The following is a 21,246-nucleotide window of genomic DNA, read 5'->3' on the forward strand; positions in this document are numbered from 1 at the left end:
ACATGCAAACCAAGCACCCGGACAAACCGGTGATGGACTACGAGGCGTTCTTCCGCGAACGCCAGGAGGCCCGTTACGGTGGCAAGGGTGGGCCGAAGTGCTGTTGACCCGGCAGCCCTGAGGTAAACCCCCTGTGGGAGCAAGGCTTGCCCGCGATAGCATCGCCTCGGTATTACTGTAGACCGAGGCGCCTGCATCGCGGGCAAGCCTCGCTCCCACAGTTGTTTTTGGGCAACCTCAGGTTCTGTGTTCGCTACCGATTCTTTGTGGGAGCGAGCCTGCTCGCGATGGCGTCGGGTCAGTGATGAAGATGTCGGCTGACCCACCGTCATCGCGAGCAGGCTTGCTCCCACGATGTTTCTTGCCGACTCACGCTCACTCTGCCAACAACACCGCGGCATCGAACCCCACCCGCAGGTTGCCCCAGTGGCGGCCGCTGAAGAAGAACGGGACGTCGATCTCGGTCATGATTTCCCCGGTATCGCGCAGGTAGGTCTGGAGCAGGAAGCGTTGGACGTTGCCCGCCGCGCGCAGGCCGATCGGGTCGTTGAAGATGCGTTTGTTGCGACACACCGGCAAGTCGACGGCGCGGTCGCCGGTGGGGGGCTTCGAGACCCAGCTGTTGTTCACCGGGCAGTAGCCCTTGGTGTCGACGATGAATGAGACCTTGCCGCCCGGTGTGCTGCGGGTGAGGGCGTCGCAGGCTTCCTGGCAGACCTGGGCAAAGCGTTCGGTGTAGCCGGTCATGTACTGCTTGGGATCAGTGCCGGGAACCAACTGGTAATTCTGGTCGAACAGGTTGAGGCCTTCGCGTTGCAACGCCTCCAAGCGTACCTGGAGGAGGTCGCGGCATTGGCTGGCCCGGGTGATGGCGGCATCCAGCTTGCCGTGGCCGAGCACGAACCGGCCCAGCAACGCTTGCACCTTTTCAGCGACTCCAGACAGGTCACGGGTGGCGGTCGCCGAATGCTGCATGCGCTGGTCGATCGACTGGCTGTCGGCGTGGATCTGGGTGACCCGTTCGTTGATGCCGGTGTTGGCATCGGCAAACTGCTGGATATGATCGGCGATATCGGCCAGCTTGCCGCTGGTGGATTCGAAGTCGACGATCATGCTCTCGAAATGGCCGGAGGCACGCTCCACGACTTTTTGGGTTTCCCGGGCGCTGTGGCTGATTTGAGTGGTCTGTTCATGGGTGGAGCCGACTTCTTCGAGCATGGCGTCGATGTTGCGCGAGATGTCGTCCGTGGCCCGGCTGACGTTCTGCGCCAGGGTCCGCACTTCGTCGGCCACCACGGCGAAACCCCGGCCGCTCTCGCCGGCACGGGCGGCTTCGATGGCGGCGTTGAGGGCCAACAGGTTGGTCTGGGCAGAGATCTGCTGGATCAGCCCGACGATGGACTTGATGCTCGAGGAACGCTGGTTCAAGGCCCCCACCAGGGTGGTGAACTCACTGAGGCTGCCGGCAATTTCGCCAATGTTGCCGGTCACTTCCAGCAGCTCGGCATAGGAATCGCGGGCCATGCTCAGGTTCTGCGCGGTGGTCCCGGAGATGCCCTGGGTCTGGCGCGAGACCTCTTCGATGCGGTCCACGGCGGAGTTGCTCTGCTCCATCACTTCCTTGGCGAAACGTGCCTGGTGGGTGGCACTGTCGCTGGAGTCGCTGATGTTCTTGAGCGAGCGCGCCGACTCGACGGCGATGTGCACAGTGAGCGCCTGGACGTTACTGATGATTTCCCGCTGCTTGGCGAGGAAACGGTTGCAGGTGCTGGCCAACACGCGGATTTCGTCATGGGTCACCAACGGCAGGTCCCTGGAAAGATCGCCTTCGCCGTTGGCGATCTCCTCCAGTGCCCGGGTCATGGCGCTGACAGGGCGCACAATGAGGTGGCGAAAGTACCAGACCATGAAGCTGATCATGCCCAGCGTCAGGAGCGCACCGAACAGCAGGGCCTGGGCCAGGCTGTCGAGCCGGCCCTCGATCTGCCCCAGCAGGGCGGCGTCGAGTTGCGCGTTACGCAACTGCAACATGATGTCGCTACGGGCGCTAAGGGCAACCCAGTACAACAACCCACTGACGGCGACCAGCAGGAAAAGGCTCGAGAGTTTCTTGGTGAGCGTATCGAAAAATTGCATTTCGATGGACTCGTACAAAGCCTTCAACGTCTGCATGCCATAGCTCCTGGGCAAAAAAATCTCTCAATGGAATACATTCGACCGCGAGGGACAAAGCTTTAGTGCGTTGGGGCGTTTTGATATCACTTTGGCCACTTTGTTTGTTTGGTGTACGGAGAATCTGTGGGAGCGAGCCTGCTCGCGATGAGGGTGTCACATCCAAACAGGGTGTGACTGATACGCCGCCATCGCGAGCAGGCTCGCTCCCACAGGGGTTCGCCGCGGCAATAAGATCCTGGAAAAGATTTACTGGGAATCATTCTCAAAGTATATTCGCTCGCATTAACGTCCCCCCTGTGAGTGCTGCGTCTTGAATCGTTCCACCCCTCCTGCGAATCGCAACGTCTTCATCAAGTATGTATTGCCGACTTTGTCCTGCTGCTTCATCGCAAGCCCGCTGCGGGCCCAGGACGTACTCGAGCTGCCCACCACGGACATCCAGGGCAGCCGCATCACCCAAGATGAGGGTTACACGGCGTCGCAGGCCAGCACGGCGAGCAAAAGCGACGTACCGATCAAGGAAGAGGCGCAATCGATCAATGTGGTGACCCAGCAGACGCTGGACGATTATCAGGTGCGCTCCCTGGGCGACGCGATGAAGTTCGTCAGTGGCGTCAGCCAGGGCAATACCCTGGGTGGTTCGCGGGACTCGCTGATCAAGCGTGGTTTTGGCACCAACGACGATGGCTCGATCCTGCGCGACGGCGTGCGTTCGAACCTGGGGCACAACTTCAGCGCCACCACCGAACGGGTCGAAGTGCTCAAGGGCCCGGCTTCGATGCTGTACGGCGCACTGGAGCCTGGCGGCCTGATCAACGTCATCAGCAAAAAGCCTGAATACACCCAAAGCACCACGCTAAGCGGCTCGGCCTATAGCGAAGGCGGAGGCACCATGGCCGTGGACACCACCGGGCCGGTGGGCGATACCGGGCTGGCGTATCGACTGATTGCCGAGCGCGGTCATGAAGATTACTGGCGCAACTACGGTGTGAATGAAAGCACGCTGGTCGCACCGTCCCTGGCCTGGACCGGTGAGCGGGCTTCGTTGAACCTGAGCTATGAGTACAACGAATATTCCAACCCATTTGACCGGGGGACGGTGTTCACCAATGGGCATCCGGCGGATATTGATTATGACAAGCGCCTCGACGAACGCTGGGCCAAGAGCGTGGGGATTCGCGAGACGGCGACGGCGCGTTTCGAGTATGAGTTGAGCGAGGCATGGAAGACTCGAGTGACTTATGGTTGGAACAATGATCGGTACAGTCTTTCGATTGCGCAGCCCAATACGTTGACAGGCAATACGTTGCGTCGGGCAGCCAACGGTGCCCATTACGATGATGAAACCCGTTATGCGAGTTGGGATTTCATCGGTAAACAAGAGCTGCTCGGTCAGCGTCACGATCTGTTGATCGGTGCTGATAACCAGGTATCCGATCAGTATCGCGGGAAGACCTACCGCAACGCGGTACGCGGTGGTTTCGATATCACTTCACCGGTCTATGGCAACTTGCCCGAGCCTAGCCTGGTCAGTGCCGCCCAAAGCGATTTGCGCAACGAGCTGACTTCCAGCTCCTTGTACCTGAAGGACAATTGGCACCTCGATGACCGCTGGATCCTGGTCTTCGGTGGGCGCTACCAACATTACGACCAGTACGGCGATCAAGGACTGGGCAGCAGTTACAGAGTGAATCGCGACGACAACGGCGATGCCTTCGTGCCGTTCCTCGGCCTGGTCTACAAAGCTGCCGACACGTTGTCGCTCTACGGTAACTACAGTCGCTCGTTCAAGCCGAATGACACCGTGGACGATGCCGGTAATACCTTCGATCCGGAGGAGGGGCGCAGCTACGAAGTAGGTGCCAAGTATGATCCGCTGCCAGGCTTGAACATCAACCTCGCGCTGTTCGATATCGTGAAGAAAAACGTCGTGACGTCCTCCACGGTCGGCGGCGTGACCCTGGCGGAAGCCGCTGGCAAAGTCGGCTCCCAAGGCCTGGAACTGGACATTACCGGGCGCCTGTCCGAGCGCTGGGACCTGATCGGCACCTACGCCTACACCCACACGGAAATCCTCGACGACCCGGACGACGAAGGCCATCGCCTGGCCGACGCGCCGAAGCACACCGCCAGCCTCTACCTGTCGCACCACCTGAACGTCCCCGCCGAATTCGGCGCCTGGCACGCCGGTGGCGGCGCTCGCTACGTCGGCGAGCGCGCGGCCAACAATGCCAATGATTTCTGGTTGAGCAGCTACACCGTGGCCGATGCCTTCCTGCGTTGGGAGGCGCCAGTGCTGGGGTACAAGACGTCGCTGCAACTGAACGTCGACAACCTGTTCGACAAGCAGTACTACCCGTCCTCCACCGGTAGCCAGCTGCAGGTCGCCGTCGGGGAACCGCGTAACGCGCGCCTGAGTGCCAGTGTGACGTTCTGATCCTAGAAGCAAAAAATGCCCGGACCTTCATGTCCGGGCATTTTTGTCTTTTCTTTCTGGTCGCCGTCGCGAGCAGGCTCGCTCCCACATGGGGCGCAGGTGTGCACTTAACCTGTGTTCACCATGAACCCCCTGTGGGAGCGAGCCTGCTCGCGATAGCGGTCCGACTAGCCGGCACGGTCACCGAAACGCTGGCACCACGTGCTTGATGAACAACTCCAGGGATTTCTTCTTCTCCGCATGGGGCAGGCTGTTGTCGCACCAGAAGCTGAACTCGTCGACGCCCAGTGCCTGGTAGTACTTGATGCGTGGAATGATTTCTTCCGGGGTACCGATCATGGCGGTCTTGTGCAGGCTCTCCAGTTCGAATTCCGGGCGGCCGGCGAATTTTTCTTCCGGGCTTGGCGCCAGGAAGCCATTGACCGGGGTTTCCTTGTTGCCGAACCAGGCATCGAAGGTGCGGTAGAACTTCGCGATGGCCTTGGCCCCGACTTTCCAGCCTTCGGGATTGTCCTCCGAGTGCACATGGGTGTGACGCAGCACCATGAGTTGCGGGCGCGGCACATCGGGGTTGTTGTCCAGGGCCGCCTGGAATTTGTTCTTCAGGTCGAGGACTTCTTCGTCACCCTTCATCAACGGCGTCACCATGACGTTACAGCCGTTGGCGACTGCGAAGTTGTGGGAGTCCGGGTCGCGTGCAGCGATCCACATGGGCGGGTTCGGCTTCTGGATCGGCTTGGGCACGCTGGTGGAGGTCGGGAACTTCCAGATGTCGCCGTCATGGGCGTAGTCGCCTTGCCACAGTGCCCGTATCGCCGGAACCATCTCCCGCAGTGCCTGGCCGCCGGAAGCGGCTGGCATGCCGCCGGCCATGCGGTCGAATTCGACCTGGTAAGCGCCACGGGCCAGGCCGACTTCCATGCGGCCGTTGCTGATCACGTCCAGCAGTGCGCATTCACCGGCTGCCCGCAGCGGGTGCCAGAACGGCGCGATGATGGTGCCGGCGCCCAGATGGATGGTGGAGGTCCTGGCCGCCAGATAAGCCAGCAGCGGCATCGGGCTGGGTGAGATGGTGTATTCCATGGCGTGGTGTTCGCCGATCCAGACGGTGCTGAAGCCGCCGGCCTCGGCCATCAGGGTCAGTTCGGTCAGGTCTTCGAACAACTGGCGATGGCTGACGCTTTCGTCCCAGCGCTCCATGTGTACGAACAGGGAAAATTTCATGGCGCTATCTCTTGATGATTGACGATCGGTTCAGGCGAGGACGGGCAGGGCGCCCATCTTTCCGTGGCAATAAACCAGCGGGCCCTGGGTGTGTTGCGGCACGATCAGGTTCTTCACGGCGCCGACCATGATGGCGTGGTCGCCGCCTTCGTATTCACGCCACAGCTCGCATTCGATGATGGCGGTGGCATTGCCCAGCAAGGGGTTGCCCAGCTCACTCAGGGTCCATTCGATGCCCTGGGCCTTGTCCTTGCCTTTGCGGGCGAACGCATAGGCTTCGTTCTGTTGCCCGCCGGAGAGCAGATGGATGGCGAAGCGCTTGTTGCGGATCAGCACCGGGTAGGAATCGGAGCTGTAGTTGGGGCAGAACAACACCAGGGCCGGGTCCATCGACAACGAGCTGAAGGCGCTGGCGGTGAGGCCGACGATCTGCCCATCGTCATCAAGGGTGGTGATGACCGTCACGCCGGACGGAAACGAGCCCATGACTTGTTTGTAAACATTGGCATCAATCATTTAGCAGTCCTCGTACGCAGGCGGTAATGACGCCGTGTTCATCAATGAGCACCGGCGGCTTTGTTCAGGTCGCTCTCGGCCCACTGGGTGTAGACACAGGCATCGGCGGTGGCCCAGCGCACACGCACCGGATCGCCGGCCTTGAGCGGCATGCCGGTGGCGGAAAGAGCCTTGACGGTCATGGCGGTGCCGCCGGAGGTCACTACGCTGCAGGTCTGGCTTTCGCCGAGGAACAGCACTTCGACGACCTTGGCCGAGACTTCATTCCAGCCCGCTGCCAAGGGCGCTTGAGCGGCCTGTTCGTTGCTCAGGGCCACCGCCTTTTCCGGGCGTACCATCAGCAGCACATCCTGGTCGGTTTGCAGGCCGGCGGTCAGGCGGATCGACAGCGACTGACCTTCGAAGGTGGCCGCCGCATTGCCCTGGGCCTTGAGCTTGAGGAAGTTGGAGTTGCCCAGGAACGACGCGACAAAGGCATTCGGCGGGTTCTGGTAGAGGTCGTAGCCGGTGCCCAGGCCGACGATCTTGCCGTGGCTGAAAATGGCGATGCGCTGGGACAGGCGCATGGCTTCTTCCTGGTCGTGGGTCACGTAGACGATGGTGATCCCCAGGCGCCGGTGCAACTGGCGCAGTTCATCCTGCAGGTCTTCACGGAGCTTTTTGTCCAGGGCACCGAGGGGTTCGTCCATCAGCAGGATCCGTGGTTCATAGACCAGCGCCCGGGCGATGGCGACCCGTTGCTGCTGGCCGCCGGAGAGTTGCGAAGGGCGGCGATGGGCAAACTGCTCCAGCTGCACCAGCTTGAGCATGGCATCGACGCGACGGTCGCGCTCGGCCGGCGCCAGTTTGCGGATCGCCAGCGGGAAGGCGATGTTGTCGCGCACCGACAGATGCGGAAACAGCGAGTAGCGTTGGAACACCATGCCGATGTCGCGCTTGTGTGGTGGGACGTTGACCAGGGATTTGCCGTCCACCAGGATTTCGCCGCTGCTGGGGGTTTCAAAACCGGCCAGCATCGACAGCGTGGTGCTCTTGCCCGAGCCGCTGGAGCCGAGGAAGGTCAGGAACTCACCGTCCTGGATCTCCAGGGCGATATCGTCGACGGCGGCAAAGTCGCCGTAGTGCTTGTTCAGGTTGCGCAGGCTGACCAGGGTCTTGTTGTTTTGTTGTGCGGGGGCTTTGACGGCACTCATCGGGTTCTCCTAGGCGCTCAGGCGCTGATTTCATTGCGCCGGCGCAGGGCGGCGGCGATCACCATCACCAATACCGAGAGGCCGATCAGCAGCGTCGAAGCGACGGCGATCACAGGCGTCAGGTCCTGGCGCAGGGTGGTCCACATCTTTACAGGCAGGGTTTGCAGGGTCGGGCTGGCCATCATCACGCTCAGCACCACCTCGTCCCACGACACCAGGAACGCGAACAGGGCGCCGGCGATCATGCCCGGGCGAATGGCCGGGAAGGTGACCTTGAACACCGCTTGCAGTCGCGAGGCGCCGCAGATCACGGCGGCGTCTTCGATGGACTGGTCGAACAGCTTCAACGAGTTGATGATCGAGATGATGGTGAACGGCAACGCGACAATCACATGGCTGACCACGAACGCGAACATCGTGCCGGTGTAGCCCAGTTTGAGAAACAGCGCGTACACCGCCACGGCGATGATCACCAGCGGCACGATCATCGGCAGGGTGAACAGGCCATAGAGCATTTCCCGTCCCGGAAACCGACCACGCACCAGGGCAAACGCGGTAGGCAGGCCCAGGGCTACGGCGCAGATCGTGGTCAGCACCGCAACCTTGAGGCTGGCCAGCGCGGCGCTCATCCAGTCGGGATTGGAGAAGAACTGGCCGTACCATTTGAATGTCCAGCCCGGTGGCGGGAAGACCAGCCACTGGGATGAGCCGAACGACAGCAGCACGATGAACACGATCGGCAACAGCAGGAACAGCCCGATCAACCCGGTCGTGAAGTACAGACCGAAGCGCATGCGTCGGCTCATGGCATTGGGAGTCAGGAGCATGACGATTTACCTCGCGTTACTGGCGCCAACCGGGGATTCCGGCTGAAGCTTCAGGTAGAAGTAGAACAGCACCAGCGTGATGACGATCAGCAACGCGGCACCGGCGCTCGCCAGGCCCCAGTTGAGGAACGATTGCACCTGCTGGATGATGAACTCGGGCAGCATCATGTTCTGCGCACCGCCGAGCAGCGCCGGGGTGACGTAGTAACCCAGGGACATCACGAAGACCATCAGGCCACCGGAAAACAGCCCTGGCCGGCACAGCGGCAGGAACACCCGGAAGAAGTTGGTCCAGGGGCTGGCACCGCAGATCGAGCCGGCTTGCAGGATCATCGGGTCGATGGCCTGCATGGTGGCCTGCAACGGCAGGACGATGAACGGGATCATGATGTAGCTCATTCCGATCACCACGCCGGTGAGGTTGTGCACCATTTCCAGCGGCTGGTCGATGATCCCCAGGGCCATCAGCGCCTTGTTGATCACGCCGGAGGCCTGCAAGAGCACGAGCCAGGAGTAGGTCCGGGCCAGCAGGCTGGTCCACATCGACAGCAGCACGATGTTCAGGATCCAGCGACCCCAGCCGCGGGGCACCAGGGTGATGGCCCAGGCCAGGGGAAAGCCCAGCAGCAAACTGAACAGCGTCACCAGGCCGGCCACCGAAAAGGTATTGAGCAGCACTCGGGTATAGGCGGAGTTGGCGAACAATTGCTCGTAATTGCCCAACCCGGGCACCGGCTCCAGCACGCCCCGCAACAGCAGTCCGATCAGCGGCGCCAGGAAAAACAGGCCAAGGAACAGCAGGGCAGGAGCCAGGTTACCGGCCCCGCGCCAGCGTTGGGCCAGCGACGGAGCTGTCGCGGCCTTGGCGGTTGCCACACCGACAGCGCCAGGAGCGCTCCCGGTGTGCCGGGTTGTCGTGGCCGACATTTTCATTTGACCAGCCATTCGTTCCACCGTGTCGCGATGTCCTGACCGTTCTTGGCCCAGTACGCGAAATCGAGCGTGATCTGATCCTTGGCGTAGGCGGTCGGCAGGTTGGGAGCGAGCACCGAATCCAGGCGCGCGACGCTATCGACGTTGACCGGCGCATAAGCGGTCAGATTGGAGAAGTCGGCCTGGCCTTTGGCACTGCTGGAGTTGGCCAGGAACTTCATGGCGGCGGCCTTGTTCTTCGAGCCCTTCGGCACGACCAAGATGTCGGCCATGACCAGGTTCTGCTTCCAACTCACGCCCACCGGCGCGCCGTCCTGTTGCAGCGCATAAATCCGGCCGTTCCAGAACTGACCGAGGCTGGCTTCACCGGATGCGAGCAGTTGCTGGGACTGGGCACCGCCGCCCCACCAGACGATGTCTTTCTTGATAGTGTCGAGTTTCTTGAAGGCGCGATCCAGGTCCAGGGGATAGAGCTTGTCCTGAGGGACGCCGTCGGCCAGCAGGGCCAGTTCAAGCGCGCCAGGACTCGGCCATTTGTACAGGGCGCGTTTGCCGGGGTAGGTCTTGGTGTCGAACAGCGCGGACCAGTCCTGTGGCTTGCCGGCACCGAGCTTGCCTTCGTTGTAGCCGAGGACGAAGGAGAAGTAGAAGGAACCTACGCCGTGGTCGGAGACGAAGCGCGGGTCGATCTTGTCGCGCTGGATGACCGAGAAGTCCAGAGGCTCGAGCAGGCCTTCAGCGGCGGCGCGCAAGGCAAAGTCAGCCTCGACGTCAACCACGTCCCACTGCACGTTGCCGCTCTCGACCATGGCCTTGAGCTTGCCGTAGTCGGTCGGGCCATCCTGGACAACAGTGATGCCGGTGGTTTTGCTGAACGGGTCGGCCCAGGCCTGTTTCTGTGCATCCTGGGTACTGCCGCCCCAGCTGACAAAGTTGACGCTTTCGGCCGCCATCGTCGCCTGGCTGGTGACACCTAGCAAGCCAGCAAAAAGAATGGCAACTGCGCTTTTCTTCAACACCATTTTCACGCCCTCATTGTTGTGTTTATTGAGCGGGCTTGTGTGTGCCCGCTTATCGGGAGCTATAGGTCCATCTGGCTTTGCAGGACCGGGCCAAGGGCTGGATGGCTGTGCTTTCCCTGCCGGGTGCACTTGGCTGAAGCGTTCGGTCTATGGAATATCATATTATGGTATTCCAAACTTTCTGCAAGCATTTTGCCGTACCGGCTATCTGTCCGAGGCAGATTTTCTTGTGATTTTTTTTCCAGGCAGTCACCGGCCTGTGGGAGCGAGCCTGCTCGCGATAGCGGTTGTTCAATCACTGCAAAGCCGAATGTCAGTCAGCTATCGCGAGCAGGCTCGCTCCCACAGGGTTTTGGTGTGACTTCGGATTTATCCGGTGAACGGAATGCTCTCCACCACCTCCAGGTCGTACCCCGTCAAACCGGCATACTTGAGTGGCGGTCCCAGGTGGCGCAGCTTGCCGACGCCCAGGTCCTGGAGGATCTGCGCCCCGGTCCCGACTTCCGAATAGATGCGCGATTGGGAACGGCTGAACTGGCGTGGTGGCTGGGTGAGTTGTGGCACGCGCTCGAGCAACGCCTGGGAGGATTCGTGGTTGGCCAGTACCACCACAACACCGCAACCTTCTTCGGCGACCCGTTGCAGGGCCGCCCAGAGTGTCCAGTTGGACGGACCGTTGTATTCGGCGCCCACAAGATCCCGCAGCGGGTCGATGACGTGGACCCGTACCAGGGTCGGTTCTTCCCGACGAATGTTGCCCATGACCATTGCCATGTGTACGCCGCCCTCGATCCGGTCTTCAAAGGTGAACAGTCGGAAGGTGCCGTGCACGGTGGGCAGTTCCCGTTCACCGATGCGTACCACCGTGTGTTCGGTGCTCAGGCGATAGTGGATCAGGTCGGCGATGGTGCCGATCTTGATCCCGTGTTTGCGGGCGAACACTTCAAGGTCCGGGCGGCGGGCCATGGTGCCGTCATCGTTCATCACTTCGACGATTACTGACGCCGGTGTGAACCCGGCCAGGCGCGCCAGGTCGCAACCGGCTTCGGTATGCCCGGCGCGGGTCAGGACGCCACCTTCCCGGGCGCGCAACGGGAAGATATGCCCCGGCTGCACGATATCGCTGGGACCGGCCTCGGCGGCGACGGCCGCGGCCACGGTGCGTGCCCGGTCGGCGGCGGAGATGCCGGTGGTCACGCCCGTGGCGGCCTCGATGGACACGGTGAACGCCGTGCTGAAGACACTGCCATTGCTCGACACCATCTGTTCGAGTCCCAGGCGCTGGCAGTGTTCGTCGGTCAAGGTCAGGCAGATCAGCCCACGGGCTTCCCGGGCCATGAAGCTGATGGCCTCGGCGCTGCAGCAGTCGGCGGCCAGCAGCAGGTCGCCTTCGTTTTCCCGGTCCTCGTCGTCCACCAGCAATACCATCTTGCCCTGGCGGTAGTCTTCGATGATTTCTTGAATACTGTTAAAGGCCATGTGGGCTCTCTTTGTTCGGAGGGATGCATGATGGAAACAGCTTGTGGTATACCATAATACAAATTAACCCGAGAGGTCACTATGAAGGCGTACTGGATTGCTCATGTGGATGTCACCGACGCTGATCAATATAGCCAATACACCCAACGGGCTCCGGCGGCGTTTGCCTTGTACGGCGGTCGGATGCTGGCCCGGGGCGGGCGTAGCGAGGCGATGGAGGGCAGGGCCACGCCGCAGCGTAGCGTGGTGATCGAATTCGATTCCTACGAGCAGGCGCTGGCCTGTTATCACTCGCCGCAATACCAGGAGGCCAAGCGCCATCGCACGGACGTGGCCCGGGCCGAAGTGATCATCGTCGAGGGCGTGCCGCCCCTGTAGGCACTGATGGTTGCGTCACCTACCTGTAGGAGCGATAGCGGTGGTTCAGTCGCTGCGAGGTCGAATGACAGACCGCCATCGCGAGCAGGCTCGCTCCCACAGTGGATTTGTGGTGTGTGCAAGGTTTGTGTATGGCATCGAACTCTGTGGGAGCGAGCTTGCTCGCGATAGCGGTGGCACAGTCAAACGTGGATACAGGCAGCAAAGGTAAGACAGTTGCTCCCACAAAGGGGTCAACGGATGAAGTGGATCTTGCCGCTGTCGTCGTTGCCGATGTAAATGCCATAGACCCCGGCCTGGCGCTCCTCGATGTAACGTTCGAGGATTTGGCGGATGGCTGGGTAGTAGATGCTGTCCCAGGGAATGTCCTCTGGGGCGAAGAATTGGCAGGCGAGGGTTTCCGGGCCGAACTGGCCAGTGATCTCCAGTGCGATGGCGCGGAAGATGATGTACACCTCGCTGATCTTCGGCACGCTGAAGATCGAGTAGGGCGAGACGATCTCCGCACGCACGCCGGTTTCTTCCCAGACTTCCCGCAGCGCCGCCTGCTCGGTGGTTTCGTTGCCTTCCATGAAGCCGGCCGGCAGGGTCCAGGTGCCTGGACGTGGAGGGATGGCGCGCTGGCACAACAGGTATTTGCCGTCCTGCTCGATGATGCAGCCGGCAATGATCTTCGGGTTGACGTAGTGGATGTAGCCGCAGCCGCCACACATCAGCCGCTCATGGGTATCGCCCGCCGGCAGGCGTTGACTCAGGTCGCTGCCGCCACACTTTGGACAAAAGCTCGGGCTGAACATGTCAGTGTCCTATACGGGGTTCTTTCAGGGCGATGGGGACCGTGATTTCTGGAATGGCGCCGGTCTCTTCCTGCTTGCGCTTGAGGTACTCCAGCGCAACCTTGGCTGCGGCGCGTACGTGGTCGACCGAAGCCTGGTGGGCGGCCAGCGGATCGCCACTCTTGATGGCCTCGACGATGCGTTCCATTTCCTGGTTGCTGGCGCCGCGGCGGTTTTCCTGGGACACCGAAGTGGCCCGCAGGTAGCTGATGCGCGCCTGCAACTGGCGCAGTTGGGTCGCGGCCACGTGGTTGCCGGAGCCTTCGAGCAGCACGTCGTAGAAACCCTGCACCGAATCCAGCACCTGTTGCAACTCGCCGTCCTTGAGGGCCTCGCGGTTTTCCTTCAGGGCCTTTTCGAGGGCCTTGATGTCCTTGGCGCTGGCGCGCAGGGTGAACAGCTGGACGATCAGCCCTTCGAGCACGCAACGCAGCTCATAGATGTCTCCGGCATCGCTCAGGGTGATGATCGCTACCCGTGGGCCCTTGGCATCGGCGAACTCCACCAGTCCTTCGGACTCCAGGTGACGCAAGGCCTCGCGTACCGACGTGCGACTCACGCCCAGGCGATCACACAGATCGCGCTCGACCAGACGATCTCCCGGCAGGAGCTGGAAGTTCATGATGGCGCTACGCAGCTTATCCAGCACGATCTCGCGCAGGGTGACGGGGTTGCGATTGACCTTGAAGCTGTCGTCGAGTGGCAGGCGTTTCATGGGCGTTGCTCTGTAGGTGGCTGTCCACGCAAAAAGAGCACGTCGATCATCGTCACGTGCTCTTTGCGAAAACAGCCAAGGTTAACTGGAGGCCTCGGCATCGGCTTCAGCGAAGGCTTCGCGGGCGAGCCGGAAACTGTCGACGGCCGCGGGTACGCCGCAATAAATACCGACCTGAAGCAGGATTTCGCGTATTTGTTCACGACTCAGGCCATTGCGCAAGGCACCGCGTACATGCAGTTTGAGCTCGTGAGGTCGATTGAGGGCCGAAATCATGGCCAAGTTTATCATGCTGCGTTCCTTGAGCGACAAACCCTCACGGCCCCAGACGTGACCCCAGCAGTATTCGGTGACCATCTCCTGCAGTGGCCGGCTGAAGTCGTCGGCGTTTTCGATGGAGCGCTTCACATAGGCTTCGCCCAGCACCTGGGTGCGGATCTGTAGGCCCTTTTCATATTTATCGTTGCTCATGACGATTGTCTCCCGTGGGGCTCAGAGCCCGCCCATCAGGGTGTATTTGAGTTCAAGGTAATCCTCGATGCCATACTTGGAGCCTTCGCGCCCCAGACCCGATGTCTTGACGCCGCCGAACGGCGCCACCTCGGTTGAAATCAGTCCTTCGTTGATGCCGACCATGCCGTATTCCAACGCCTCGCTCATGCGCCAGGCCCGGCCCAGGTCGCGGGTGTAGCAATAGGCGGCGAGCCCGGAGTCGGTGTCGTTGGCCATCTGCACGGCCTGGGCCTCGTCGCCGAAGCGAAAGACCGCCGCCAGTGGACCGAAGGTTTCTTCCCGGGCGACTTTCATCTGCGGCGTGACGCCGGCCAGCACTGTCGGCTGGAAGAACCCGTGTCCCAGGACATGGCGTTCGCCGCCGCAGAGCACCCGGGCACCGTGGGCGAGGGCGTCCTGCACGTGGTCCTCGACCTTGGCAACGGCCCGTTCATTGATCAGCGGGCCCTGGCTGACGCCGGCCTCGAAACCGCTGCCGACCTTCAATTGCGCCACGCGCTCGGACAGGCGAGCGACAAACGCATCGTGAATGCCGTCCTGCACCAGGAAGCGATTGACACAGACGCAGGTCTGCCCGGCATTGCGGAACTTGGCGATCAACGCACCCTCCACCGCGCGTTCCAGGTCCGCGTCGTCGAAGACGATGAAGGGGGCGTTGCCGCCCAATTCCAGCGAGACCTTCTTCAAGGTCGGCGCGCACTGGGCCATCAGCAATTTGCCGATGGCCGTGGAGCCGGTGAACGACAGCTTGCGCACCAACGGGCTGCCCGTCAGTTCGCCGCCGATGGCCACGGCATCCCCGGTGATCACGTTGAAGATCCCCGCTGGAATCCCGGCCTGCTCCGCCAGGGCCGCCATGGCCAAGGCCGAGAAGGGGGTTTCCGGTGCGGGCTTGACGATGCAGGGGCAGCCAGCGGCCAGGGCGGGACCGGCCTTGCGGGTGATCATCGCCGCCGGGAAGTTCCACGGCGTGATGGCCGCGACGACACCGATGGGCTCCTTGCTCACCACGATGCGGGCATCGCCCTTGTGGCTGGGGATGGTGTCGCCATAAATGCGTTTGGCTTCTTCGGCGAACCATTCGATGAAGCTGGCGGCGTAGAGGATTTCGCCTTTGGCTTCGGTCAGTGGCTTGCCTTGTTCGAGGGTGAGGATTTCTGCCAATGCATCGGCGTGTTCAAGCATCAGCCCATGCCAGCGCTTGAGGATCTGGCTGCGCTCCTTGGCGATCAGCCCGCGCCAGGCCGGCCAGGCCTTGTTGGCGGCGGCGATGGCCTGGCGGGCCTGTTCGGCGCCCAGGTTCGGCACCCGGCCGATCAACTCGCCATTGGCCGGGTTGAAGATCTCCTGGCAGGCGCCATCGGGTGCTTCCAGCCATTGGCCGTCGATGTAGGCCTGCTGGCGGAACAGTTGCGAGGCTGCTGGACTCATGCCGGCTCCTGAAATAAAGATAGAAAAATCACTTCTGGCCCCAGTGGCGAGGGGATAAATCCCCTCGCCACAACAGTGTTCGGCTCAGGTTCTACTTGCGCCGTTCAGCCCAGCGCGGGCAAGGCGCCCAACTTGCCCTTGTGGTAGATCATCGGCGTGACTGGCTGCTCCGGCAGGATCAGGTGCTTCACCGCGCCGACGATGATCGCGTGGTCACCGCCGTCATACTCGCGCCACAGTTCGCACTCGATGATCGCCGTGGCCTTGGCCAGGATCGGGTTACCGAGGTCGCTCAGGTGCCAGTCGATGCCCTTGGCCTTGTCCTTGCCTTTACCGGCGAAGGCGTAGGCTTCGGCGGTCTGGTCGGCGGACAGCAGATGAATCGCGAACTGCTTGCTGTCCCGCAGGATCGGGTAGGTGTCGGAGGCGTAGTTGGGGCAGAACAGCACCAGTGCCGGGTCGATCGACAGCGCGCTGAACGCACTGGCGGTGATGCCGACGATGTTCCCTTCAGGGTCCAGGGTGGTGACCACCGTGACGCCGGAGGGGAACGAGCCCATGACTTCTTTGTAAATACCGGGTTCGATCATGGTGGCGGTCTCCTAGCGCATCACGAAGGGGTCAGGCATCGGTGCCTGGGAAAGGTTGATCCACACCGTTTTCAGTTCGGTATAGGCCAGCACCGAATCGATACCGCTTTCACGCCCGTAGCCGCTGTTCTTGAAACCACCGATAGGCGCCATGGCCGAGACGGCACGGTAGGTGTTGACCCAGATGATGCCAGAGCGCACGTCCCGGGCCAGGCGATGGGCGCGGCCGAGGTCGCGGGTCCAGATGCCGGCGGCGAGGCCGAACTGCGAGTCGTTGGCGATCGCCAGGGCTTCGGCTTCGTCCTTGAAGCGAATGACCGAGGCCACCGGACCGAAGACTTCTTCCTGCATGATCTTCATCGAGTTGCGGTCGCACTCGAACAGGGTCGGTTCATAGAACCAGCCTTCGCCCAGGTTCTGCGGACGTTTGCCACCGAGACGCAGCCGTGCACCCTCGGCGATGGCATCGGCGACCAGGCCTTCGACCACCGCCAGTTGCTGGGCGGTAGCCATCGGGCCCATTTCGCTGCTGTCGTCTTGCGGGCTGCCGATGCGGATGCGCTTGGCGCGTTCTTCCAGGCGCGAGACGAACTCATCGTAGATCTCGTCCTGCACCAACAACCGTGAGCCGGACACGCAGCTCTGCCCCGACGCCGCGTAGATCCCGGCAATCGCACCGTTGACGGCGCTGTCGAGGTCGGCGTCAGCGAAGATGATGTTGGGTGACTTGCCCCCCAGTTCCAGGGACAGCTTGGCGAAGTTCTCCGCGCTGCTGCGCACCACATGGCGAGCCGTGGCGGCGCCGCCGGTGAAGGCGATCTTGCGCACCAGCGGATGGCGGGTGAGGGCGGCACCGGTGCTCGGACCGTAACCGGTCACGACATTGACCACGCCTGCTGGAAAGCCGGCTTGCAGGGCCAGGCGCGCCAGCTCCAGGATGGTCGCCGAGGCATGCTCGGACGGCTTGATCACGATGGTGTTGCCGGCCGCCAGTGCCGGGGCGAGCTTGATCGCGGTCAGGTACAAGGGGCTGTTCCAGGGAATGATTGCCGCCACCACGCCCATGGCTTCATGCACGGTGTAGGCAAACATGTCCGGCTTGTCGAGGGGCAGGGTGCCGCCTTCGAGTTTGTCGGCCAGGCCCGCGGTGTAATGGAAAAACTCTGGCAGATAGCCCACCTGGCCACGGGTTTCGCGGATCAGCTTGCCGTTGTCCCGGCTTTCCAGCTGGGCCAGTTGTTCCTTGTTCTCGGCGATCAGGTCACCGAGACGGCGCAACAACTTGCCACGGGCGGTCGCGGTCAGACCACGCCAGGCAGGGCTCTCGAACGCCGTTTGCGCAGCCTGGACGGCGCGTTCGACATCGGCTTCGCCGGCATCGGGCAGTTCGGCCCAGGCCTGGGCCAGGGCCGGGTTCAGGCTTTCGAAGGTCTTGCCGGACAGGGCATCGACCCATTCACCGCCGATGCACATCTGGAAGCGTGCGAGTGTCATGCAACGATCCCCTTTATTGGATTTTGTTGGGCGTACACCTTGTCGAGGAACTCCAGCAGCAACTGGTTGACCAGGCGTGGCGATTCCACCGGCATCATATGCCGTTGCTCGGCCAGCACGGCAACGGCGGCACCGGGAATGCGCGCCGCCAGTTGTTCGGCCATTTCGGGGGTTGAACCGGGGTCCAGCTCGCCGGTGGCGATCAGCGTCGGCGCCTGGATGCTGCCCAGGTCGTCGGCGCGGTACATGTCCTGGGTGGCGAACAGTTCGTAAGTGGTCAGGTAACCCTGGGGGTCGTTCTTCGCCAGGGTCTGGCGCAGCGCAGCGATCTGTGCCGGGTTGGCCGCCTGATATTCGCGGCTGAACCAGCGCGACAGTGCCGCTTCGGCGTTGGCGTCCGGGCCATGCTCGGCCGCCTGGGCGGTACGGGCGATGACCCCGGCACGTTGCTCGGGGCTGCGGTTGAACACACTATTGAGCACCACCAGGCTTTGCAGGCGTTGCGGGTAATGCAGGGCGAAAGCGCGTGCCACCAGCCCGCCCATGGAGAAACCGATCACCGTGGCCTGAGGCAGTTGCAGATGGTCGAGCAGTTCCAATAACTGGTCGGCGTAGCCGAGCAGAGCGGTGCCGCTGGCGGGGCGCGGGCTGGCGCCATGGCCGAGCATGTCATAGGCAATCACGCGGTAATTCGTGGCCAGGCCAACGACTTGGCCGCCCCACATTTCTTTATTCAGGCCCACGCCGTGGATCAAGACCACGGGCTGGCCTTGGCCGGTCGCCAGGTAACTGGTGCCGGCCGGGGTGAGTTCAGCGGTGAGCCGAATCATGGAGCGCTCCTGCATGCCTTTTCTTGTTGTGGGGCCGGGCTGGATTACTGCGCCTTTTCGGCGGCCAGTTCTTCCAGATCGATGTAGCGGTTGCCGATGCGTGGATGCAGGCGACCACCATCGGCGCAACCCAGCACCACGACGATTTCGTCGGCGCGCGGTGCGTCTTCGATCTGCATTTCCAGGGTGATGTAGTGCGAACGCAGGCCTTCGTCGTCCTTGTGCATCATCGGAATCTGGATCGAGGTGCCAGGGCCGCCGCGCTTGTTGGTGAAGCTCAGGTAGCTCTTGGCCTTGACCGCTTCGCGGTAATGGTTGCCGAAGCGCAGGGTATGGATCACGGCGGAGGCGTGCTCGATCTCACCGTCGGCGCCGACGACGGCGGCCTTGCCGTAGGCTTCGATTTTCTCCGCGCCGCCGATGATGCCCACCAGGCGTTCGACCATCAGCGCACCGAGATCGGAACAATTGGCACGGATTTCCGGCTTCAGGTCTTCAACGAAGCCACGGCCCAGCCATGGGTTTTTCATGACGACCGCCAGCCCGACCATGGTCACCGGCTTATCCGTGACCTTGCCACCTTCGATAAAGGTTTCCTCGACATAGCTGACGATCTTGCGAATTTCGAAACTCATGGGCTGCTCCGTAGACGGGTGAAAGGTGTCTGTGCGTATGATGGTATACCATAATACTGTTGGCGCAAGTACCTCCGTTGAGTTTGTTCGCGAGGAGACGACAGAAGGCCAGCCTTTGGGGCTGTTTGTAGCGAGACCAGGCTCCGGTACCGCCAGTGAGTACAAATTTCCCCATTTCAGGGCGGTTGACGGCTATTGCGTGTTTCGTTGCACCGATTCGACTCGTTCCGCTACGCCCTGCAGCGGGCCGAACCAATCGTTTCAGCCCTCGAACGGTATTTCAGTCGCCAGAATGAAAATAAATTTCGCTTTGGCGTACATTTACGCCGATTTTTCCAGTTGTATGCGCATATGCCGTGCGTAGGCACAGCGTTTGCTATGGTTCCTGGGGGGGAAGGCCATCGCATCGACGGCTTTAATAAGCGGAGACATTCATTACGCAGATCTAACCGGCGGCGCACGTCATCCAGACGCAAAGGCCACACCAGAGACGGATGTCTATCGAGGTGCTCAGAGAAAACAGGGCTCATTAACGCAAGGCAAGGCCGGACCATTGGAATGACGAAGTAATAAGAAATGCCGTGTAGAACGCGGCTGGGAGTTGGCTATGCCCCGAGCTTTTTTTGATGAAATGTATGACGCCAAGGGTGACTGCCGCCCGCATTACCAAGCCTTCGCCCGTTGGCTGGCGGACACGCCGGTCGAACTGCTCGATCAGCGCCGACGCGAGGCCGACCTGCTGTTCCATCGAGCCGGGATCACCTTCACCCTGTACGGGGACGAGCAGGGCACCGAACGGTTGATTCCCTTCGACATCATTCCCCGCAGCATCAAGGCCAGTGAATGGCAAAAGGTCGAACAGGGGTGCATCCAGCGGGTCCAGGCGCTGAACATGTTCCTGGCCGACATCTATCACCAGCAGCACATCCTCAAGGAAGGCATCATTCCCGCCGAGCAGGTGCTGGCCAACGAGGGTTACCAGATTGCGATGCAGGGCCTGAACCTGCACCGGGGCATCTACGCCCATATTGCCGGCGTCGACCTGGTTCGTGACGGTGACGGCAGTTACTACGTGCTGGAGGACAATCTGCGCACACCCAGCGGTGTCAGCTACATGCTCGAAGACCGCAAGATGATGATGCGCCTGTTCCCCGAACTCTTCGCTGCCCAGCGTGTAGCGCCTATCGATCATTACCCGAACCTGTTGCTCGACACCCTCAAGAGTTCGAGCCCTTTGGATAATCCCACCGCGGTGGTCCTGACCCCCGGCCGCTTCAACAGTGCCTACTTCGAACATGCGTTCCTGGCTCGGGAAATGGGCGTGGAACTGGTGGAGGGCGCCGATCTGTTCGTGCGCGACGACCATGTCTACATGCGCACGACCGCCGGCCCCCAGCAGGTGGATGTGATCTACCGGCGTCTCGACGACGCCTATCTCGACCCGCTGTCGTTCAATCCCGACTCGATGCTGGGTGTGCCGGGCCTGATCGCCGTCTACCGGGCCGGCAATGTGGTGCTGGCGAACGCGGTCGGTACCGGCGTCGCCGATGACAAGTCGATCTACCCTTACGTCGACGAGATGATTCGTTTCTACCTCACCGAAGAACCCATCCTGAAGAACGTACCCACCTGGCAATGCCGCAAGCCCCAGGAACTGTCCCATGTGCTGGCGAACCTGCCTGATCTGGTGGTCAAGGAAACCCAGGGCTCCGGCGGCTACGGCATGCTGGTGGGGCCGGCGGCCACCGCGGCGGAAATCGAAGACTTCCGTGCACGACTCAAGGCCCGTCCCGAGGCCTACATCGCCCAGCCGACCCTGAGCCTGTCCACCTGCCCGACCTTTGTCGAAAGTGGCATCGCACCGCGTCATATCGACCTGCGGCCGTTCGTGCTCTCGGGCAAGGAAACCCGCCTCGTGCCGGGTGGCCTGACCCGCGTCGCGCTTCGTGAAGGCTCGCTGGTGGTGAATTCGTCCCAGGGCGGTGGCACCAAGGACACTTGGGTAGTGGAGGATTAAG

20 protein-coding genes are annotated in these 21,246 nt (G+C 61.7%); 4 read left to right on the forward strand and 16 right to left on the reverse strand.

The window, feature by feature from the left end:
- Window positions 1-107: CstA-like transporter-associated (seleno)protein (locus CGA22_RS17275; protein WP_188258655.1), on the forward strand; the 107-nt coding region annotated here is incomplete at its 5' end.
- A gap of 268 nt (window positions 108-375) precedes the next feature.
- Here the strand turns inward: CGA22_RS17275 and CGA22_RS17280 are convergent.
- A complete protein-coding gene (locus CGA22_RS17280) occupies window positions 376-2,172 on the reverse strand; it encodes a methyl-accepting chemotaxis protein (protein ID WP_041022973.1) in 1,797 nt (598 codons plus the stop codon).
- Window positions 2,173-2,485: 313 nt separating this feature from the next.
- On the opposite strand from CGA22_RS17280, the gene CGA22_RS17285 reads away from it, so the two are divergent.
- Entirely contained in the window at window positions 2,486-4,612 is a 2,127-nt protein-coding gene (locus tag CGA22_RS17285) for a TonB-dependent siderophore receptor (RefSeq protein WP_041022974.1), read from the forward strand.
- Window positions 4,613-4,792: 180 nt separating this feature from the next.
- Here the strand turns inward: CGA22_RS17285 and CGA22_RS17290 are convergent, their stop codons facing one another.
- The 7 genes from CGA22_RS17290 to ribBA all read right to left on the reverse strand — a co-directional run bounded on the left by CGA22_RS17290 (window position 4,793) and on the right by ribBA (window position 11,806).
- The gene (locus tag CGA22_RS17290) at window positions 4,793-5,836 is read right to left on the reverse strand and encodes an LLM class flavin-dependent oxidoreductase (protein ID WP_041022975.1); all 1,044 of its coding nucleotides are present in this window, start codon (window positions 5,834-5,836) and stop codon (window positions 4,793-4,795) included.
- Window positions 5,837-5,866: 30 nt separating this feature from the next.
- A complete protein-coding gene (locus tag CGA22_RS17295) occupies window positions 5,867-6,352 on the reverse strand; it encodes a flavin reductase family protein (protein ID WP_041022976.1) in 486 nt (161 codons plus the stop codon).
- 41 nt (window positions 6,353-6,393) lie between these two features.
- The gene (locus CGA22_RS17300) at window positions 6,394-7,545 is read right to left on the reverse strand and encodes an ABC transporter ATP-binding protein (RefSeq protein ID WP_041022977.1); all 1,152 of its coding nucleotides are present in this window, start codon (window positions 7,543-7,545) and stop codon (window positions 6,394-6,396) included.
- Window positions 7,546-7,562: 17 nt separating this feature from the next.
- The gene (locus CGA22_RS17305; RefSeq protein ID WP_041022978.1) at window positions 7,563-8,372 is read right to left on the reverse strand and encodes an ABC transporter permease; all 810 of its coding nucleotides are present in this window, start codon (window positions 8,370-8,372) and stop codon (window positions 7,563-7,565) included.
- 6 nt (window positions 8,373-8,378) lie between these two features.
- Complete coding sequence (locus CGA22_RS17310) at window positions 8,379-9,305, reverse strand: ABC transporter permease (protein WP_041022979.1); 927 nt, start codon at window positions 9,303-9,305, stop codon at window positions 8,379-8,381.
- Window positions 9,302-10,327: an ABC transporter substrate-binding protein gene (locus CGA22_RS17315; protein ID WP_041022980.1), complete on the reverse strand. Its 1,026-nt coding sequence runs from the start codon at window positions 10,325-10,327 to the stop codon at window positions 9,302-9,304. Before CGA22_RS17315 ends, CGA22_RS17310 begins: the two co-directional genes overlap by 4 nt.
- Before the next feature lie 369 nt (window positions 10,328-10,696).
- On the reverse strand, window positions 10,697-11,806 hold the full coding sequence (gene ribBA / locus CGA22_RS17320) for a bifunctional 3,4-dihydroxy-2-butanone-4-phosphate synthase/GTP cyclohydrolase II (protein ID WP_041022981.1): 1,110 nt from the start codon (window positions 11,804-11,806) through the stop codon (window positions 10,697-10,699).
- A gap of 81 nt (window positions 11,807-11,887) precedes the next feature.
- Here ribBA and CGA22_RS17325 point away from each other — a divergent pair, with 81 nt between their 5' ends.
- Window positions 11,888-12,184 (forward strand): DUF1330 domain-containing protein, encoded by a 297-nt coding sequence (locus CGA22_RS17325; protein WP_041022982.1) that lies wholly within the window; start codon window positions 11,888-11,890, stop codon window positions 12,182-12,184.
- A 233-nt stretch (window positions 12,185-12,417) separates the two neighbouring features.
- Here CGA22_RS17325 and CGA22_RS17330 read toward each other — a convergent pair whose 3' ends face one another.
- The 8 genes from CGA22_RS17330 to CGA22_RS17365 form a co-directional block, all read right to left on the reverse strand.
- On the reverse strand, window positions 12,418-12,981 hold the full coding sequence (locus CGA22_RS17330) for an NUDIX hydrolase (RefSeq protein WP_041022983.1): 564 nt from the start codon (window positions 12,979-12,981) through the stop codon (window positions 12,418-12,420).
- A 1-nt stretch (window position 12,982) separates the two neighbouring features.
- The gene (locus CGA22_RS17335; RefSeq protein ID WP_041022984.1) at window positions 12,983-13,735 is read right to left on the reverse strand and encodes a GntR family transcriptional regulator; all 753 of its coding nucleotides are present in this window, start codon (window positions 13,733-13,735) and stop codon (window positions 12,983-12,985) included.
- An 81-nt stretch (window positions 13,736-13,816) separates the two neighbouring features.
- A complete protein-coding gene (locus CGA22_RS17340) occupies window positions 13,817-14,206 on the reverse strand; it encodes a carboxymuconolactone decarboxylase family protein (RefSeq protein ID WP_041022985.1) in 390 nt (129 codons plus the stop codon).
- Between the two features lie 21 nt (window positions 14,207-14,227).
- Window positions 14,228-15,679, reverse strand: coding sequence for an NAD-dependent succinate-semialdehyde dehydrogenase (locus tag CGA22_RS17345; RefSeq protein WP_041022986.1), 1,452 nt, complete (start codon window positions 15,677-15,679; stop codon window positions 14,228-14,230).
- A 104-nt stretch (window positions 15,680-15,783) separates the two neighbouring features.
- Window positions 15,784-16,269, reverse strand: coding sequence for a flavin reductase family protein (locus CGA22_RS17350; RefSeq protein ID WP_041022987.1), 486 nt, complete (start codon window positions 16,267-16,269; stop codon window positions 15,784-15,786).
- A gap of 12 nt (window positions 16,270-16,281) precedes the next feature.
- The gene (locus tag CGA22_RS17355) at window positions 16,282-17,763 is read right to left on the reverse strand and encodes an aldehyde dehydrogenase (protein ID WP_041022988.1); all 1,482 of its coding nucleotides are present in this window, start codon (window positions 17,761-17,763) and stop codon (window positions 16,282-16,284) included.
- The gene (locus CGA22_RS17360) at window positions 17,760-18,593 is read right to left on the reverse strand and encodes an alpha/beta fold hydrolase (RefSeq protein WP_041022989.1); all 834 of its coding nucleotides are present in this window, start codon (window positions 18,591-18,593) and stop codon (window positions 17,760-17,762) included. The genes CGA22_RS17355 and CGA22_RS17360 overlap by 4 nt, the downstream gene beginning before the upstream one ends.
- Window positions 18,594-18,637: 44 nt before the next feature.
- Complete coding sequence (locus CGA22_RS17365; protein ID WP_041022990.1) at window positions 18,638-19,228, reverse strand: amino acid synthesis family protein; 591 nt, start codon at window positions 19,226-19,228, stop codon at window positions 18,638-18,640.
- A gap of 607 nt (window positions 19,229-19,835) precedes the next feature.
- Between CGA22_RS17365 and CGA22_RS17370 the strand changes: the two genes are divergently transcribed.
- Window positions 19,836-21,245 (forward strand): circularly permuted type 2 ATP-grasp protein, encoded by a 1,410-nt coding sequence (locus tag CGA22_RS17370; protein WP_041022991.1) that lies wholly within the window; start codon window positions 19,836-19,838, stop codon window positions 21,243-21,245.
- The last annotated feature ends 1 nt before the right edge of the window (window position 21,246 follow it).

The organism is Pseudomonas sp. PSB18, assembly GCF_014596565.1.
Classification (GTDB): Bacteria; Pseudomonadota; Gammaproteobacteria; order Pseudomonadales; family Pseudomonadaceae; genus Aquipseudomonas.

Coding starts and splice junctions, on each gene's coding strand:
- CGA22_RS17300 (WP_041022977.1), bottom strand. CDS start 7,545: ATGAGTGCCGTCAAAGCCCCCGCACAACAAAACAACAAGACCCTGGTC.
- CGA22_RS17350 (WP_041022987.1), bottom strand. CDS start 16,269: ATGATCGAACCCGGTATTTACAAAGAAGTCATGGGCTCGTTCCCCTCC.
- CGA22_RS17295 (WP_041022976.1), bottom strand. CDS start 6,352: ATGATTGATGCCAATGTTTACAAACAAGTCATGGGCTCGTTTCCGTCC.
- CGA22_RS17335 (WP_041022984.1), bottom strand. CDS start 13,735: ATGAAACGCCTGCCACTCGACGACAGCTTCAAGGTCAATCGCAACCCC.
- CGA22_RS17370 (WP_041022991.1), top strand. CDS start 19,836: ATGCCCCGAGCTTTTTTTGATGAAATGTATGACGCCAAGGGTGACTGC.
- CGA22_RS17310 (WP_041022979.1), bottom strand. CDS start 9,305: ATGAAAATGTCGGCCACGACAACCCGGCACACCGGGAGCGCTCCTGGC.
- CGA22_RS17355 (WP_041022988.1), bottom strand. CDS start 17,763: ATGACACTCGCACGCTTCCAGATGTGCATCGGCGGTGAATGGGTCGAT.
- CGA22_RS17345 (WP_041022986.1), bottom strand. CDS start 15,679: ATGAGTCCAGCAGCCTCGCAACTGTTCCGCCAGCAGGCCTACATCGAC.
- ribBA (WP_041022981.1), bottom strand. CDS start 11,806: ATGGCCTTTAACAGTATTCAAGAAATCATCGAAGACTACCGCCAGGGC.
- CGA22_RS17325 (WP_041022982.1), top strand. CDS start 11,888: ATGAAGGCGTACTGGATTGCTCATGTGGATGTCACCGACGCTGATCAA.
- CGA22_RS17365 (WP_041022990.1), bottom strand. CDS start 19,228: ATGAGTTTCGAAATTCGCAAGATCGTCAGCTATGTCGAGGAAACCTTT.
- CGA22_RS17340 (WP_041022985.1), bottom strand. CDS start 14,206: ATGAGCAACGATAAATATGAAAAGGGCCTACAGATCCGCACCCAGGTG.
- CGA22_RS17305 (WP_041022978.1), bottom strand. CDS start 8,372: ATGCTCCTGACTCCCAATGCCATGAGCCGACGCATGCGCTTCGGTCTG.
- CGA22_RS17290 (WP_041022975.1), bottom strand. CDS start 5,836: ATGAAATTTTCCCTGTTCGTACACATGGAGCGCTGGGACGAAAGCGTC.
- CGA22_RS17280 (WP_041022973.1), bottom strand. CDS start 2,172: ATGCAGACGTTGAAGGCTTTGTACGAGTCCATCGAAATGCAATTTTTC.
- CGA22_RS17360 (WP_041022989.1), bottom strand. CDS start 18,593: ATGATTCGGCTCACCGCTGAACTCACCCCGGCCGGCACCAGTTACCTG.
- CGA22_RS17315 (WP_041022980.1), bottom strand. CDS start 10,327: ATGGTGTTGAAGAAAAGCGCAGTTGCCATTCTTTTTGCTGGCTTGCTA.
- CGA22_RS17330 (WP_041022983.1), bottom strand. CDS start 12,981: ATGTTCAGCCCGAGCTTTTGTCCAAAGTGTGGCGGCAGCGACCTGAGT.